The following is a 16,466-nucleotide window of genomic DNA, read 5'->3' as shown; positions in this document are numbered from 1 at the left end:
CTATTTATCAAGAAAAATAAAGTTTCACTTTACTTCTCTTGTTTTTGACCGATCCATTTTTCATACAATTTATCGTATTCCCCGCTCGCCTTCATATCTTTTAGTAAGTTATTAATCTCTTTCGTTAAATCGTCTGCACCTTTTTGCACTGCAATTCCGTACGGTTCATCTGTAAAAATTTTTCCTACTACTTCATAATTAGAATCTTGTTTTGCCATTCCGTAAAGGATTGCATTATCTGTCGTTAACACATCACCTTTACCTGCCTTTAACGCTGTAAATGCCTCACTATAATTTTCAAATTCTAATACAGTCGCTTCTGGTGACTTTTGACGAATGTTATTTGTAGATGTTGATCCTTTTACAGCTAATACTTTAACGCCTTGTTTTATATCATCGATGCTCTTAATATTGCTTCCTTTTTTCACAAGTAACGATTGTCCGGCTTTAAAATATACATCTGAGAAATCCACTTCTTTTTTGCGCTCTTCCGTAATTGTCATTGTCGCAATAATTGCATCAATATCACCATTTTTCAGCATTGGAATACGTGTTTTAGACGTTACTTCTTTCAGCTCTAGCTTCTTTTCATCTCCAAGAATTTTTTTCGCAAGTGCCTTCGCAACATCAACATCGAATCCTTCTACTTGCCCTGTTGAAGGATTTTTTAATCCAAATAAATTCGTATCATTCTTCACCCCGACTACTAATTTTCCTCGTTTCTTAATTTGCTCAACAGCCCCGCCTTGCTTCGTATTTGTTTCCTTTGCCTCATCTTTCTTACTTCCGCATCCAGCAACAACAAGCACGAATAAACATGAAAATACGATTAAAGTAAATAACTTTTTCATTTTAAGCATGGAATTCCTCCTCTAATGATTTAGCACCCGACTTAAAAATAAACGAGCTCTTTCTTGTTCAGGATTTGCAAAAAATTGCGCCGGTGTCGTATCTTCAATAATTTGACCATCATCCATAAATAAAATCCGATCTGCTACTTCTCGCGCAAATCCCATTTCATGCGTGACAACGACCATTGTCATCCCTTCTTTAGCTAGCGTTTTCATAACATCAAGTACTTCCCCGATCATCTCCGGATCAAGAGCAGACGTAGGCTCATCGAACAGCATAATTTCCGGCTGCATCGCAAGTCCTCTAGCAATTGCTACTCTTTGCTGTTGTCCTCCGGATAATTGATGTGGATATACATTAGCCTTCTCCGGGATTCCTACTTTCTCTAAATAAAACATTGCTGTTTTCTCTGCTTCTTCTTTGGAAACTTTATTTACTTTAATCGGTGCTAGTGTAATATTTTGCAGAACTGTTTTATGTGGGTATAAATAAAAATGTTGAAAGACCATCCCAATATTTCGCCGCAATTCATTCATGTCCGTCTTTTTATTGTGTACCTCTGTATTTTGTACAATTAATCCTCCATCTGTAATTGCCTCTAATTGATTTATACATCGAAGCAATGTACTTTTTCCTGATCCTGAAGGCCCGACAACTACTACCACTTCTCCTTTTTTCACTTGCACATTAATATTTTTCAAAACTTGAAAATTACCATAATATTTATTTACATTACGAAATTCTATCAACATACTCCCCCTTCCCCTAACAACGCATGTACATTCTTTTTATATTCAAAAATAGTCCCAAAAATAACTTTCAGCTTCAATTTGTCCATAAAAAAAGCAAAGGGTTTCCCCTTTGCTTCTTCATTTCTATTCTATTAAGATACTTCTTCTTTCTTATCTTTCCCGTATTCATGCTCCCAAAAATCAGCATTTTTAATTCCTAATGGCTGCGGATCGAATACTGGATCTTTTCCTTCTTTTTTCTGTTTTTCATAATCCTTTAATGCGACTAATGCAGGTTTTTGTAATAATAAAATCGCAATGATATTTACCCATGCCATAATTCCTACACCGATATCACCTAAAGCCCACGCCGTTGCTGCTGTTTTAATACAGCCGTAGAATACAGCTCCTAAAAAAACAAATTTTAGTACAATAGACAACCAAGGACGGTCTTTATCACGATTTAAGTACGCGATATTCGTTTCTGCAATGTAGTAATACGCCATAATTGTTGTAAACGCGAAGAATAATAACGAGATTGCAACGAAAATGTTTCCAAATCCAGGAAAAACAGATTCTACCGCCGCCTGTGTATATCCTGGTCCTGGCTGAGCGCCATTTAATTTATTAACGATAAAGTTTTTTCCGCTTGCATCAAATACGTTATACATGCCTGTAATAATCATCATAAATGCTGTTGCTGAACAAACAAATAATGTATCAATGTAAACGGAAAATGCTTGCACTAAACCTTGCTTAGCTGGATGTGATACTTCAGCTGCTGCTGCTGCATGTGGTCCAGTTCCTTGCCCTGCTTCATTGGAATAAATACCTCGTTTTACTCCCCAAGAAATTGCTAAACCGATAATACCACCGAAAGCCGCTTCTAATGCAAAAGCACTTCTTATAATTAGCATAAATGCTTCTGGCAACTTTTCAATATTCATAGCAACAATAACGCAAGCTACTAAAATATAACCAACTGCCATAAACGGTACGACAACTTGTGCAACGTTAACAATTCGCTTTACTCCACCGAAGATGATAATAGCTAGTACAACAACTAATAAAACCCCTGATACGGTAGTGTTAATTCCAAAAGCTGTTTCTAAACTTACAGCAATACTATTTGCCTGCACACCTGGCAGTAAAAGCCCCGTTGCAAGAATTGTCGCTGCAACGAATACTAATGCATACCATTTCACACCTAAACCTTTTTCAATGTAATAAGCAGGTCCACCACGAAACTGTCCTTGATGTTTCGTCTTATATATTTGCGCTAATGTAGATTCTATATAAGCTGATCCTGCTCCTAAAAAGGCCACTGCCCACATCCAAAATACAGCTCCTGGTCCACCGAAGGCAACCGCTGTTGCTACCCCAGCTATATTCCCCGTCCCAACGCGTCCTGATAACGAAAGTGCTAACGCTTGAAATGAAGAAACACCAGCCTCTGATTTTTCACCTTGAAATGTCAGCTTCACCATTTCTCCTACATGCCTTACTTGTAAAAACCTCGTTCGAATGGAAAAATATAAACCTACTCCTAAACATAAATAAACAAGTGCTGGACTCCAAACAATATTATTTAACCAATTCACGAAAGCTTCCAACATTCCCCCTCCTTCTTTATAAAGAATATTCAGAATATATATAAAATTATAAGTGTATACTGAATCTAGGACAATATTATTTTAATAAAGTAAACATATTTTTGTATAAAAAAACAAAGTATATATTTGTTTTATATACTTTGTTTCGAACTAAATGTATTATATATTCACAATTGCTTCTCTTTTTATAATTCTTTCATATAGCTCTTCTGATAATTCTCGGAAGTTATCTGGCATACCTTTCCCCTTAAACTTCTTTTGAAGTGTACCGTATAAACCAACATCACGTAGACGTAAAAACAACGGTAACGATTCATACCAAATATCCGCCAGTCTGTGCTCATGCTCATAGCCTTTTCGTAACACTTGTAGCTGTTTACGAGCAAAGTCTGTCTTCTCTTCCGCTGTCCATGGTGTAAATAGAATAGAGTAATAGAGAACCATCGCTAAATCATGTATAAAGTAATTATAAGCCGCATCATCAAAATCAAAGATTGTTAGCTCTTTACCATCATAATGAAAATTACCGGGATGGATATCACCGTGCATAAGACCGAACGTTTCTCTTTCAACTGGAAGGGCCTTAATCTCATCCATTAATACCGCTGCAATCTTTTTCACTTGATCATCTTCTAATTCATTAACAATTCCACTTTCGTCTTCTTCCCACGTATCACGATAGTCTGTTTTAGGATAGCTCATTGTTAGGCGATGCAGTTGTCCAATCGCTTTTCCCCATGCTTCAAAGTAAGCCTCTCCCCAATAAGGTGATTCCTCTCCTTTTACTTGCTCACCTTTTGCATATGTAAATAAAGAAGCAAAAAAGAAAGTGCTATCTTCCGCTCCAATTTCTTCTACAAGATTTTGAGAAGTTGAGTTAAGAGGTCCTGCTACCTTTGCCCCATGCTCCGCAACATATCGTAAAAAATCTAGTTCAGCTTCAACTTCTTTTTTAGAGCGATGCGAAGAATGCGTTAAACGTAATACATAGTCCTCATCATTATCTCCCTTCGCCTTAAAAATATAATTTTCAAAATCTCCAAGCGGCTTCTCTTCCACTGTTACATGAAATGCCTTTGCCGCTCTTCTTAAGATCTCTTTCGTAAAAACACGTTCTACAGCTATTTCCATATGTATCCCTCCTATATATCTTCTTAATTCGACACAAATGTGAGAAGTACTGCTATGAAATTGAATAATGCACAAAAGACAATATAACGTAACTTTCAATTCTCTTTTAAAAAAATAATTCAAGCATAAATTTCTCACAAACGACAAAAATTAACAGAAGGAATTTTATTCTAAAAGAGGTGGAAATTATGACACAACAAGAAGAACAGCAAAAGAGTAAGAATCAAAAGCATATGTTTCCATCACTTCCGGAAAATATTAATTACATTGAAAATAAGCTCTGTCATTCAGATGATATAAAAAAATTAGATATCCCTTTTCAAAACGGAAAAGGAATAATTTTATATATCGAATCTTTAGCAGACCCAAATTTAATTCATCAATTAGCTCTTGAACCCTTATTAACTCGATCTGATCTATCTTTAGATAAAGCATTTTCTACATTAAATATGAAAAAAGAAACGAATTTAAATTACGGTGTACAACTTTTATTACAAGGTAAATCTTTATATTTCCATGAACATGTCGAAAGCTTTTGTACTTTTGAAACAGCATTATCTTTAAAAAGAGCTATAACAGAACCTGATAATGAAGGGATTGTACGCGGACCACATACTGGTTTCGTAGAAGATTTAGCAACCAATTTAGCGTCTATTCGTAAACTCATAAAAAGTCCAAATGTCGTCGTTAAATATTTCACACTTGGTGAAGAAATGCACACGAAAGTGGCAATTACTTATATTCAAAATATAGCTAATGACGATCTCGTTGCAGAAGTGAAAAGAAGATTAGAAATGATTAAGACAGACGCACTCATGCCACCAGGCTACATACAAGAATTTATAGAAGATACGTCTTTCTCACCATTCCCACAGCAATTAAATACAGAGCGCCCAGATAGAACTGCTGCTAATTTAATGGAGGGACGAGTCGCTATTTTATCAGATGGAGATCCAACAGCACTTATCGTTCCTGTTACACTCTTTGCCTTCTATCAATCACCAGATGATTATAATAACCGCTGGATCGTCGGTTCTTTCGTCCGAATGATTCGCTTAGTAAGTTTCTTAATCGCCTTTCTCTTACCAGCTATATATATCGCAACCGTCGCTTTTCATCCAGATGTGTTGCCACTCGAACTCGTCTATACAATTAAAGCCTCATTAGAACAAGTGCCACTTCCTCCTATTTTTGAAGCTCTCTTAATGGAATTGATCTTCGAATTATTACGAGAAGCTGGTATTCGTTTGCCGAGCCGCGTTGGACAAACAATCGGTATTGTAGGCGGTTTAGTAATTGGGGATGCAATTGTAAAAGCTGGACTCGTTTCTTACACAATGATTATCGTTGTAGCTTTAACTGCAATTGCTTCTTTTCTCGTACCATCAAATGATATGAGTTCAGCAGTTCGGATTCTGCGTTTCCCGTTAATGGTTCTTGCTGCTATATTCGGCTATGTAGGGATTTCATTCGGCATAATTATAACTTTCGTTCATTTATGTCAACTTCATTCTTTTCATACACCATATCTTTCTCCTCTTGCACCAATGCGGATAAAAGATATGAAAGATTCCTTTGTAAGATTTCCAATTTGGTCATTTTGGGAACGACCACATGATTCAAAACCAAAAAAAATGCAACGACAACATGTAACGAGAGAGGATGAGAACGGTGACAAACACGCAAAGTAAAATTTCACTTGTTCAATTGACCTTTTTCGTTATCCAATGTCAAATCGGGGTTGGTATACTTTCTCTCCCAAACCGTCTTCACCCAATAGCAAAAGGTGGTGGATGGATTTCTGTTCTCATTGCGGGGCTGGCAACTCAACTTATCATTTTACTCATGTGGTTTTTATTAAGAAGGTTTCCTGATGCAAATATGTATGAAATTGCTTGTATGATGTTTGGTAATAAATTTGGAAAACTATTAGGGTTTTCTTATGTTTTTTATTTTACTCTTATCGGTATGACCGTTATGTTAAATGCATGTACCGTCATTAAAATATGGATTTTACAAGCAACTCCTTGGTACGCAATTCTCCTATTATTTACAATAGCTTGTTGCTACGTAGCCTATAATACCTTTAAAGTAATTGTACGATTTTATGTCATGGCCTCTATTCTCATTTTACCTATGGCGCTTTTAATTGGACTTGGGCTCTCACGGGCTGATTTTTCTTATATTTTTCCCATTACAGAGGCTGGATGGTGGAATATTATTAAAGCATCGAAAGAAACAATTACAGCTATGTATGGTTTTGAAATCTTTCTCATCGCATTTCCTAAAGTAAATGGGACTGCTGTTGCAAAACTAAAGGCAATTTCTATCGCTAACGGATTCGTAACTCTTTTTTATGCTTTTACTGTTTGGATTTGCTTTATCGTATTTAGTCCAAAGCAAGTTGAGCTTATTCCAGAGCCAGTTGCTTACTTATTGCGCTCCTTACATATTGGGATTGTAGACCGTACTGATTTAATATTCATACCAATTTGGATGATAACTGTCGTAGCTTCTATTGCTAGTTGTTACGCTGCTGCTTCTATAGGTATTGGGCATATATTCAACCTTGCTAATCATAAAAAATCTGTTCCAATTGTTGGAGTTATTTCTTTTAGTATCGCCTTATTTATAGATACACCTGAAGAATTAAAATTGATTGCAAATTTCACTGATAAATTCACTTATATTTTCATTATCGTTCTTCCTTTTTTATTTCTTCTTTATTCCTTATTAAGAAATAAGAAAGGAGCTCCATATGCACAAAAAAACAGTTAAATTATGTAGTATCTTATGTGCTAGCTCACTTCTTTCTGGTTGCTGGGATCAAGAGCCTTTAAGAGAGGCTAGATTAGCTTATAGTATTGGATTTGATATTACAGAAGAAAATCAACTTCAGCAAACGGTTGAACTTGTAAGAAGTTCAGGAAGCCAACAATCTTCATTTGAAAATGAAATACATTCAGCAACCGGCCGTAACATACGCGATACTAGCGATACTTTGAAAGAAAATGTGACTGGAAATATTCGCTATTTCAAATACGGTGTGCAACTATTGGGAACAAAAATTCAAAAAAAGGGGATATTACCTTATTTAGATATTAGTTTTCGGGACCCTACAAACCCCACTGCTCTGGTAAAACTTATTTCAGTAGATGGTGAAACAGCTGCAATACTAGAAAAAAAGAAAGTAGGAAATTTACTAATTGGAGATTTTCTAAAGAAAAAAATTAAAAGCTTAGAGGACATGAGCATATTTCCAAATGAAACTTTGGAAACAGCCGCTACAAAAATGTTAGATCCCGGCAAAGATTTCACCCTCCCATCTATAAAGCTAAAAGGAAAAGAAGTTGTAACCAATGGGATAGCTCTATTTAATAAGGATAAATTAACTGGGCTTTTACCTTCACGACAATCGGTACTCTTCGTATTACTAACTGATAAAATGGGAACGAGCGCTCGCATAACCCAAAAGCTTACAAATAGCGATTCATCTAGTACGTCTGACTACATTACCATTGACGTGAGCAATCAGAAATTAAAACGAAACTTAAAAATAACAACAGATAAAAAAGGAAATGTTTATGCTCACATTAAGCTCCAACTAAAAGTTATAGCAATTGAATCTCCAAGAGATAATCTGTATACAATGGACGACAGAGAAAAACTAAATAAAGAACTGTCTAAACAGCTCACGAAAGAGGCGAAAAAAATAATAAACAAACTCCAAAAAGCAAACTGTGATGCTTTCGGTATCGGCAGACACCTTATCGCTTATCACCCTGAGTTATGGAGGAAAAAAAATTGGGATAAAGATTATGCAAAAGTAAAGTTTAAACCTGAAGTAGAAGTAAGCATTTTGTATAGTGGTGTCTTAAAATAAAAGGTTGTATGCCCATGCGGCATACAACCTTTTTATTTCGTATATCGATACACAATTGATTCATATGGTCTTAAGTTAAGTTTTGCAATATCCTTGCTGGCATCTTTATAATTCGACAGTAGTACTTCTTGTTTCATTCCATCTAATTGAACGTGCGCTGGTACAGAGTACGTTATTTCTTCTCCATAGAAGTTATTTATAACAAGTAGTACTTCACTTTCTGTAGTACGAGTATATGCCCAAATTTTAGGATCATTTTTATCCAAAATAGCATATTCTCCTTCTGTAATTACATCATACGTTTTTCTAAGTTCTATTAACTTTTTATAATGATAAAATACAGACTCTTTATCTTCTAATGCCTTCTCTACGTTTATTTCTGTAAAGTTTTCAGCCACTGAAATCCAAGGTGTACTTGTTGTAAAACCACTGTTCATCTCTTCATTCCACTGCATCGGAGTACGAGAGTTGTCACGAGATTTTTGTTTTAAAATCCCGATAATCTCTCCTTTTGATAATCCTTCTTCTCGCTTGATATCGTATATATTTAACGATTCCACATCGCGATATTGCTCGATGGACTCGAATTTAGGATTCGTCATACCGATTTCTTCGCCTTGATAAATGTAAGGTGTTCCTTGCAACATATGCATAGCTGTCGCTAACATTTTCGCAGATTCATTTCGGTACTTTCTATCATCACCGAAGCGTGACACTATGCGAGGTTGGTCATGATTACACCAAAATAACGCATTCCATCCTCCGCCCTTTTGCATTTCAATTTGCCAGTTAGACATAATCTCTTTTAATTTAATAAAATCAAACTCTGCTTTCGTCCACTTATCACCATTCGGATAATCTACTTTTAAATGATGGAAACTAAACGTCATGCTCAGTTCATTACGCTCAGGATTAGAATATTTAATACAATTATCAATTGTCGTAGATGACATTTCTCCAACTGTAATTACATCTTTTCCTGCAAAAACTTTTCGGTTCATCTCTTGTAAATATTCATGAACACGCGGACCATCTGTATAATACTTGCGTCCATCACTTGTCGCAGTATTACCTTCATCGTTTAAGAAACATTGGTCTTTTGAAATTAAGTTAATGACATCTAATCGGAATCCTGTTACCCCTTTATCCAGCCAAAAACGCATCATATCATATACTTCTTCGCGAAGTTGTTCATTTTCCCAATTTAAATCAGCTTGTGTTTCATCAAATAAATGTAAATAATATTGCTCCGTCTTCTCATCATATTTCCAAGCAGATCCACCAAACTTAGACTGCCAATTATTTTTTTCATCACGCCAAATATAGTAATTACGATATGGACTATTTTTATCTTCCTTCGCTTCTTTAAACCACTTATGTTCAGTCGAACTATGATTTACAACAATATCAAGCATAATTTCAATGTTACGTACTTTCACTTCTGCTAAAAGTTCCTCAAACTCTTCCATCGTTCCGTAAGATGGATCAATGCTGTAGTAATCACTTACATCATATCCATTATCATTTTGTGGTGATTGGTATATCGGTGTTAACCAAATATAATCCACTCCGAGTTCTTTTAAATAATCTAGTTTCTCTGTAACCCCTTTTATATCACCGGTTTCTTTATTGTAATAGCTATTAAAGCTCTTCGGATAAATTTGATAGACTACACTTTTATGCCAATCCTTCATGTTTAACTTCCTCCTACTTCTGTTTGACTCTTTTTGCAAATAACCATGTTAAAGTAAATGGGATTACAACTGCAATAATCATTCCTACAATAAACATTGGAATCGATTTCGGAATGATAGAAATAAATGCTGGCAATCCGCCAATTCCGATAGCAGGTGCTAATACACCATTTAATGTAATGAATATCGCTGCCACAGCAGACCCTATAATCGCTGCATAGAACGGGAACTTATTTCGTAAATTCACACCAAACATCGCTGGTTCTGTAATACCGAAGTATGCTGAAATGGCTGATGTTGATGCCATACTTTTATCATTTTGATTTTTAGAAATCCAGAACATTGCAAGTGCCGCACTACCTTGCGCAATGTTAGAAAGAGCAATCATTGGCCAAATGAATGTGCCACCGTGCTGTGCAATCAATTGTAAATCAATTGCAATAAACATATGATGCATACCTGTAATTACAAGCGGTGCATATAATGCTCCAAACAATACTGCTCCAACTACTGGTACTGTTTCATATACACCTACTAATCCTACTGTTAATAAATCTCCAATATGACGTGTAACCGGACCGATAATTCCTAATGCTAACACACCTGTCACAACGATTGTTGTAATTGGTACAACTAATAATTGAATTGCATTTGGTACATGTTTCTTTAAGAAAATTTCCACTTTACTTAATACAAAAGCTGCTACTAAAACAGGTAAAATTTGTCCTTGATATCCTACCTTCTCAATTTGGAACAGTCCTAAAATATTGAAGTACTCAATCTTTTGACCCTCTAAACCAGTCGCTGCTTTTCCATAGTCCCAAGCGTTTAATAAGGCCGGGTGCACAAGCATTAATCCCATAACAATCCCTAGTATTGGACTACCACCAAAACGCTTCGTTGCTGACCACCCGACAAGTGCTGGTAAGAATACGAATGCTGTATTGGCCATCATATTAATTAAATCCCAAAGCCCGCCTAAGTTCGGATAAACATCTAATAAATTTTTCCCATCAAAAAATAAGTCCTTTGCCCCTAATAGATTGTTAATACCCATTAGTAAACCAGCTGTTACGATCGCTGGTAATATCGGCATAAATACATCCGAAAATATTTTCACAAACTTTTGAGCTGGATTTAACTTCTGATTTCCAGAATCTTTTACGTCAGCTACAGTCGATTCTTCCATACCTGCAAGCGTTATCAATTCAGCGTAAACACGATCTACATCCCCTGGACCAATTACAACTTGAAATATACCAGCGTTATGAAACGCTCCTTTCACTAATGAAACAGACTGTAATTTATCATTATCTATTTTACTTTCATCTTTTAAAGCGATACGGAGCCTCGTCACACAATGTGCAGCTTGTTCAATATTGTCTTTCCCACCAATATACTGCAACACTTCCTCTGCTGTTTTACGATAGTCTTTCCCCATATTCCCGTCCCTCTTTTCTTTTTTTGATACCGTTTACAATTACATATTAACTCGTATATATAAGTTAGTCAACACTCGTATATACGAGTTTGTGTTTTTTTTTTTATAAAAAAAGAGATGAAACAATATTTTGTTCCACCTCTTTACTTCCTGCGTGCCACATCCGAAAAGTGAAAAATATCTAAACGGTGGCGTGATTCTGTGTATTCAAACTGACTTCCATCATACAAATGTGTAAAGTTTTTCACAACGACAACATAGTCTGTTCCATTTAAATCTAAATACTTTCTGTCATCCTCTGTACACGGCTGTACTTCAATTACCCTCTGCGAATAACTAATATGTAGCCCAAGCTCTTTCTCAATGTATTTATAAATCGATGCAGTTGCAATTTCTTTCGTTAATCCTGGAATAAACTCAGATACAAAATGATTTATATCTAAAATTACTTTTTCTCCATCAATATTTCGTACACGTTTAATATGATCAATCTCTGTTTTTTCTTTTACATTTAATAATTTCGCAATTTCTTTTGTGGCTTTTTCTTTGTCCATTTCCACAACTTCCGTAATACAATGACGTCCTAAACGTTCATTTTCTTCTTGGAAACTTACAATACCGCCAAAATTAAATTCAATATTTTTTCGCTTTAAAACAAAAACACCTTTTCCATGAATTTTTTGCACATATCCACGCTCTTGCAGTAAATCTACAGCTTTTCTTACCGTGCCTCGGCTTGCCTCATACTGCTTCATTAATTCTGTTTCTGATGGGATTTTGCATCCCTCTTTTAATTGTTTATTATCAATAGATTTACTGATTTCTGTATAAATTTGTTCATACTTACTCATCATCTACAATAGCCCCTTGTCACCTTCTAATTCTATATGTATTATAACATGCTTCACTCTTCTGCCAATCTCTCACTTATTTTCCAGTACAAGAAAAATATAGGTAAATATTTAATCTTTAAAACGTATTTTTATAAAAATTTTTATATTTTTCTTTTCATTCAAAAAAACATGTAGTATACTAACTTCAAAATCAGAGGAGAAAGGGAGCAAAGAACTATGCTTACTTATACAACAACTGTAGTTTCATTTGCACAAAAACATCATCATCATACGTAACCCTTGAAACCTAGCGGAAAAATTACGCGTAGGTACAAGGGTTATTCCCGTTGTACCTACGCTTTGGCGAAAGAGCCATGTAGGTATTTTTTTATCTACATGGCTCTTTTTTTATTGTCAAAAAGCTAGTAAAAAATGATGTTTAAGCAAAACTTACTACAAAGGAGTTAACAAAAATGGAAACGAAAAAATGGGGATTATGGGTTTTAACAGCATTTGTTATCGGGAATATGGTTGGCGGTGGCGTATTTATGCTTCCAGCAAATTTAGCACAAGTATCAGGGCCAATGGGTTCTACACTCGCATGGAGTATTACAGGCCTTGGCGTATTTATGATTGCACTTGTATTTGGAAATTTAGCGATTCGGAAACCAGAATTAAAAGCTGGACCACAAAGCTACGCTCAAGCGATGTTTCCTTCAAAAAAAGCTGGTAAAGTTGCGGGATATAGTATGGCATGGGGATATTGGGCTGCTAACTGGGCTGCAACAGCATCTGTTATTATTTCCTTTGCTGGATATTTATCAACATTCTTTCCAGTTTTACAAAGTAAGCAAATTCTTTTTTCAATAAACGGATTTTCACTAGAACTCGGAAAAGGATTAACTTTCCTCGTATGTAGCCTTATGCTGTGGGGAATTCAATATATTCTTTCTCAAAATATTGATCGAGCTGGAAATATGAATCTACTTGCTACCATTGCAAAAATTATCGGATTTACAATGTTTATTGTAATTACATTATTCATTTTCAATGCCTCTAATTTCGGAGACGGTCAAACCTTTATGAATGAAGCAGGACAATCCATCTCGTTAGGTGGACAAATCAATTCAGCTGCTATTGCAACACTCTGGGCATTTATCGGTATTGAATCAGCAGTTATGCTTTCTAATCGTGCAAAATCACAGCGCGATGTAAAAAAAGCTACGATTTTCGGATTAATTATCGCTCTTCTTATTTACATGTCAATTACTTTACTTACAATGGGAGCTCTTCCGCAAGATGCTTTAAAAGAGTCTCAAAAACCATTAGTAGACGCATTAAATTTAGCAATTGGAAATAAAGGCGCATATATCATGGCTTTACTCGCTCTTATATCTTTATTTGGATCTACAGTTGGTTGGATTGTTGTTAGTTCAGAAGTACCTTACCAGGCAGCAAAGAATGGACTTTTCCCTAAGTTTTTCGGGAAAACAAATAAAAAAGGTAGTCCTTCAAAATCATTATTGATTACAAATGTAATGACGCAAATTTTCTTATTTTCAACGATTTCTGGTACTGTTTCAGAAGCGTATAGTTTCGCTATTGTCGTAGCAACATTAGCCTATTTAATTCCATACCTAGTTTCTACTCTGTACCAATTCAAACTGGTTATTACAGGAGAAACGTATGATATAATGCCTGGTTCTCGAATAAAGGACGGGATCATCACTACATTAGCATTTGTATACTCAATTTGGGTTATCAAAACGGGAACTGCTGATTTAAAAACGTTCTTCTTAGGAATTGGATTGTTCGTATTAGGTCTTATTCTTTATCCAGTACTAATGAAAGACTCACAAAAAACGGATTAAATAAAGAGAAGCTGCTGGCTTCTCTTTTTTATTAAAAATCTGTAATTAACTTTTCTTTTAACTCTCCTACAGATAAAGGTTTCGCATAATAAAATCCCTGTACATAATCACAGCTCATTGATTGTAACAAACTCTCTTGCTCTACTGTTTCTACCCCTTCAGCAACTACTGCTAAATTTAAACTATGAGCAATTTCAATAACAGATTTTACAATTGTTCGTTCTGGTTGCGCGTGATCATAATGAAATTCACGAATAAAATTACGATCAATTTTCACAATATCCAGTGGTAGTTGTTTTAAATAATATAAGGAAGAATAGCCAGTTCCGAAATCATCCAAAGCAATTAAAACACCCATATTTCTTAATTCTTGTAATGTAGCAATAATATAATCAAAATGGCGGACTGCAATGCTTTCCGTTATTTCTAATATTAAACGGTTCGGAGGAAAACCAGTTCTCTTTAAAATGCTACGTACAGACAAAATAAAACGTTTCTGCATTAATTGTTGTATAGATAAATTCACAGATAACTTTAGTCCTTCTTGATAATTTGGCAATGTTTTAAACAATCGGCACGATTTTTCTAATACCCAGTCTCCTAGCTTTATAATAAGTCCAGACTCTTCAGCTACCGGGATAAATTCGCTTGGTGCAATGGGGCCGTCTTCTGTCATACAGCGTACTAAAGCTTCTATACCAGAATATCTCTTCGTTTTCAAATCAATAATAGGCTGCAATGCTACATCTAACTCTTCATCACGAATTGCCTTTTGCAAAGCAAACTCAACTTTCATTCTACGATTTATTTTCGCCCGTAGCTCATCTGTAAAGAAACATGCAGCGTTTCTACCTTGTTCTTTTGCACTATACATAGCTAAGTCAGAGTTTTTCAATAACGTTTCCACGTCTAGTCCGTCTTGTGGATAAGAACAAAGTCCTAGACTAGCTGAAATGTATACTTCATGGCCTTCCAACATAAATGGTGCCTGAAAACATGACAACACAGATGTCGCTAACTGACTCATATCATCTTGCCTATGATTTTTTGTTAACAGCACAAATTCGTCGCCACCTAGCCTAGCCAGAACATCTTTCTCTCCTAGTACATAATGCAACCGTGAAGCGACTTCGCTTAAAAGTAAGTCCCCTATCATATGACCTAACGTATCATTTACTAATTTAAAACGGTCCAAATCAAAGTAAATCATACCAAATTCTTTTTTATCTGCAATCAATTTATTAACGGTTGTTATTAATTGCAAACGGTTCGGCAAACTGGTTAAAGCATCATGATAGGCAAGTTCCCTATAACGACTTTCACTTAGCCGCAATCTATGTTCTGCTTCTTTTCTACTACTAATATCATTTCGAATTGCGATAAACTGGTATGGCTCTCCTTTTTCATTTAAAAATGGAACAATTGTTGTTTTGACCCAATAATATGTACCATCTTTTGCTCGATTCCGAATCTCACCTGTCCATACTTTCCCATTCAAAATACGTTTCCATAAGTTTTGAAAAAAGGTTTTCGGATGATGTCCTGAATTTAAAATACGGTGATCTTTTCCAATTAATTCTTCTCTTTTGTATTTAGAGATTTCACAAAATTTATCATTTACATATGTAATAAGACCTTTTCGATCTGTAATTGCAACAATTGAAGACTCATCTAATGCTAACTTTAAATCTCGCAATGAAGAGTCATATAATGCATGACCTCTCTGTTCTAGCATGCGCATCTCTCCTTGCTTCCTATCTGACTAAAACACAACCTGTTTCTCTTCATAGAAATAGAGATATTTCATTTTCTAATACTAGCCCATTACATAAATTATCTTTTTAAATAGACCGATTAAAATAACATAATATTATTTGTAATAAAAAGCAATATTATACCGTTTCAATTATAACTAGTAGCTTCTCATCTCCCTAATTATTTCGCACCTTATTATACTGCAATCCTTTTAAGTGGCTCTATCCAAGCCCTGTTTCTAACTAATACCATTCACATCTGATCTCTTTACTCTTTAATAACAAAATAGAAATTAGACCATACTACATAACTATTCACGAATAATAATATGAAAATCTACATTAATGTATATGTTTTTGAATTACAATAACAAAATATTAACATATTTTCACCTTAATTTTGGAAGTATTTTATAAATAAATACCGTATTAAACTAAAAAAGAGGGTAGCCTCTTTTTTAGTTTAATACGGTATTTGCTGATAACCTGGGTATGGCATTGGATACGTTACAGGGTATGGTGATGGATAAGTTACTGGATATGGCGCTGGATAATACCCTCCACTTGCTGCACCCGTTAATGCGCCAGCTGTCAGTCCACCTAACACTCCTCCTGCAAAGCTTCCAGGGAAAAATCCGCCTCCGTGATGATGATGGTGATCAT

Annotated in this window: 12 protein-coding genes and 1 pseudogene; 4 read left to right on the top strand and 9 right to left on the bottom strand. The window is 35.3% G+C overall.

Annotation, left to right across the window (positions count from 1 at the left end):
• Positions 1-29: 29 nt before the first annotated feature.
• The 4 genes from glnH to MR167_RS21225 all read right to left on the bottom strand — a co-directional run bounded on the left by glnH (position 30) and on the right by MR167_RS21225 (position 4,327).
• Positions 30-860, bottom strand: a complete 831-nt coding sequence (glnH, locus tag MR167_RS21240; protein WP_000916489.1) for a glutamine ABC transporter substrate-binding protein GlnH — start codon at positions 858-860, stop codon at positions 30-32.
• 12 nt (positions 861-872) lie between these two features.
• Entirely contained in the window at positions 873-1,601 is a 729-nt protein-coding gene (locus MR167_RS21235; RefSeq protein ID WP_002083770.1) for an amino acid ABC transporter ATP-binding protein, read from the bottom strand.
• Positions 1,602-1,735: 134 nt separating this feature from the next.
• The gene (locus MR167_RS21230; RefSeq protein WP_242315409.1) at positions 1,736-3,196 is read right to left on the bottom strand and encodes an alanine/glycine:cation symporter family protein; all 1,461 of its coding nucleotides are present in this window, start codon (positions 3,194-3,196) and stop codon (positions 1,736-1,738) included.
• Between the two features lie 159 nt (positions 3,197-3,355).
• A complete protein-coding gene (locus MR167_RS21225) occupies positions 3,356-4,327 on the bottom strand; it encodes a phosphotransferase enzyme family protein (protein ID WP_242315407.1) in 972 nt (323 codons plus the stop codon).
• A 188-nt stretch (positions 4,328-4,515) separates the two neighbouring features.
• Between MR167_RS21225 and gerKA the strand changes: the two genes are divergently transcribed.
• From gerKA to MR167_RS21210, 3 genes are read left to right on the top strand one after another with little or no spacing between them, the layout of a single operon-like run.
• Positions 4,516-6,018 (top strand): spore germination protein GerKA, encoded by a 1,503-nt coding sequence (gene gerKA, locus MR167_RS21220; RefSeq protein WP_000193671.1) that lies wholly within the window; start codon positions 4,516-4,518, stop codon positions 6,016-6,018.
• Positions 5,999-7,105, top strand: a complete 1,107-nt coding sequence (locus tag MR167_RS21215; protein WP_000185806.1) for a GerAB/ArcD/ProY family transporter — start codon at positions 5,999-6,001, stop codon at positions 7,103-7,105. The genes gerKA and MR167_RS21215 overlap by 20 nt, the downstream gene beginning before the upstream one ends.
• Positions 7,086-8,210: a Ger(x)C family spore germination protein gene (locus MR167_RS21210; RefSeq protein WP_242315405.1), complete on the top strand. Its 1,125-nt coding sequence runs from the start codon at positions 7,086-7,088 to the stop codon at positions 8,208-8,210. Before MR167_RS21215 ends, MR167_RS21210 begins: the two co-directional genes overlap by 20 nt.
• 32 nt (positions 8,211-8,242) lie before the next feature.
• Here MR167_RS21210 and treC read toward each other — a convergent pair whose 3' ends face one another.
• The 3 genes from treC to treR all read right to left on the bottom strand — a co-directional run bounded on the left by treC (position 8,243) and on the right by treR (position 12,199).
• Positions 8,243-9,904, bottom strand: a complete 1,662-nt coding sequence (treC, locus tag MR167_RS21205) for an alpha,alpha-phosphotrehalase (protein WP_242315404.1) — start codon at positions 9,902-9,904, stop codon at positions 8,243-8,245.
• Between the two features lie 13 nt (positions 9,905-9,917).
• Positions 9,918-11,345, bottom strand: coding sequence for a PTS system trehalose-specific EIIBC component (treP, locus tag MR167_RS21200; protein ID WP_000513939.1), 1,428 nt, complete (start codon positions 11,343-11,345; stop codon positions 9,918-9,920).
• A 143-nt stretch (positions 11,346-11,488) separates the two neighbouring features.
• Positions 11,489-12,199, bottom strand: coding sequence for a trehalose operon repressor (gene treR / locus MR167_RS21195; protein WP_000987242.1), 711 nt, complete (start codon positions 12,197-12,199; stop codon positions 11,489-11,491).
• Between the two features lie 452 nt (positions 12,200-12,651).
• Here treR and MR167_RS21190 point away from each other — a divergent pair, with 452 nt between their 5' ends.
• Positions 12,652-14,049, top strand: coding sequence for an amino acid permease (locus MR167_RS21190; RefSeq protein ID WP_000448446.1), 1,398 nt, complete (start codon positions 12,652-12,654; stop codon positions 14,047-14,049).
• A gap of 31 nt (positions 14,050-14,080) precedes the next feature.
• Here the strand turns inward: MR167_RS21190 and MR167_RS21185 are convergent, their stop codons facing one another.
• Both MR167_RS21185 and MR167_RS21180 read right to left on the bottom strand, forming a co-directional pair.
• A complete protein-coding gene (locus MR167_RS21185; protein WP_000893348.1) occupies positions 14,081-15,784 on the bottom strand; it encodes a putative bifunctional diguanylate cyclase/phosphodiesterase in 1,704 nt (567 codons plus the stop codon).
• Positions 15,785-16,266: 482 nt separating this feature from the next.
• A pseudogene (locus tag MR167_RS21180) lies at positions 16,267-16,466 on the bottom strand (cobalt transporter); the annotation flags it as partial.

The sequence above is a fragment of the Bacillus cereus group sp. BfR-BA-01355 genome, assembly GCF_022663675.1.
Taxonomy (GTDB): domain Bacteria; phylum Bacillota; class Bacilli; order Bacillales; family Bacillaceae_G; genus Bacillus_A; species Bacillus_A thuringiensis_S.
Note: the sequence above shows the minus strand (reverse complement) of the source record. Positions and strands in the feature narration are given on the sequence as shown.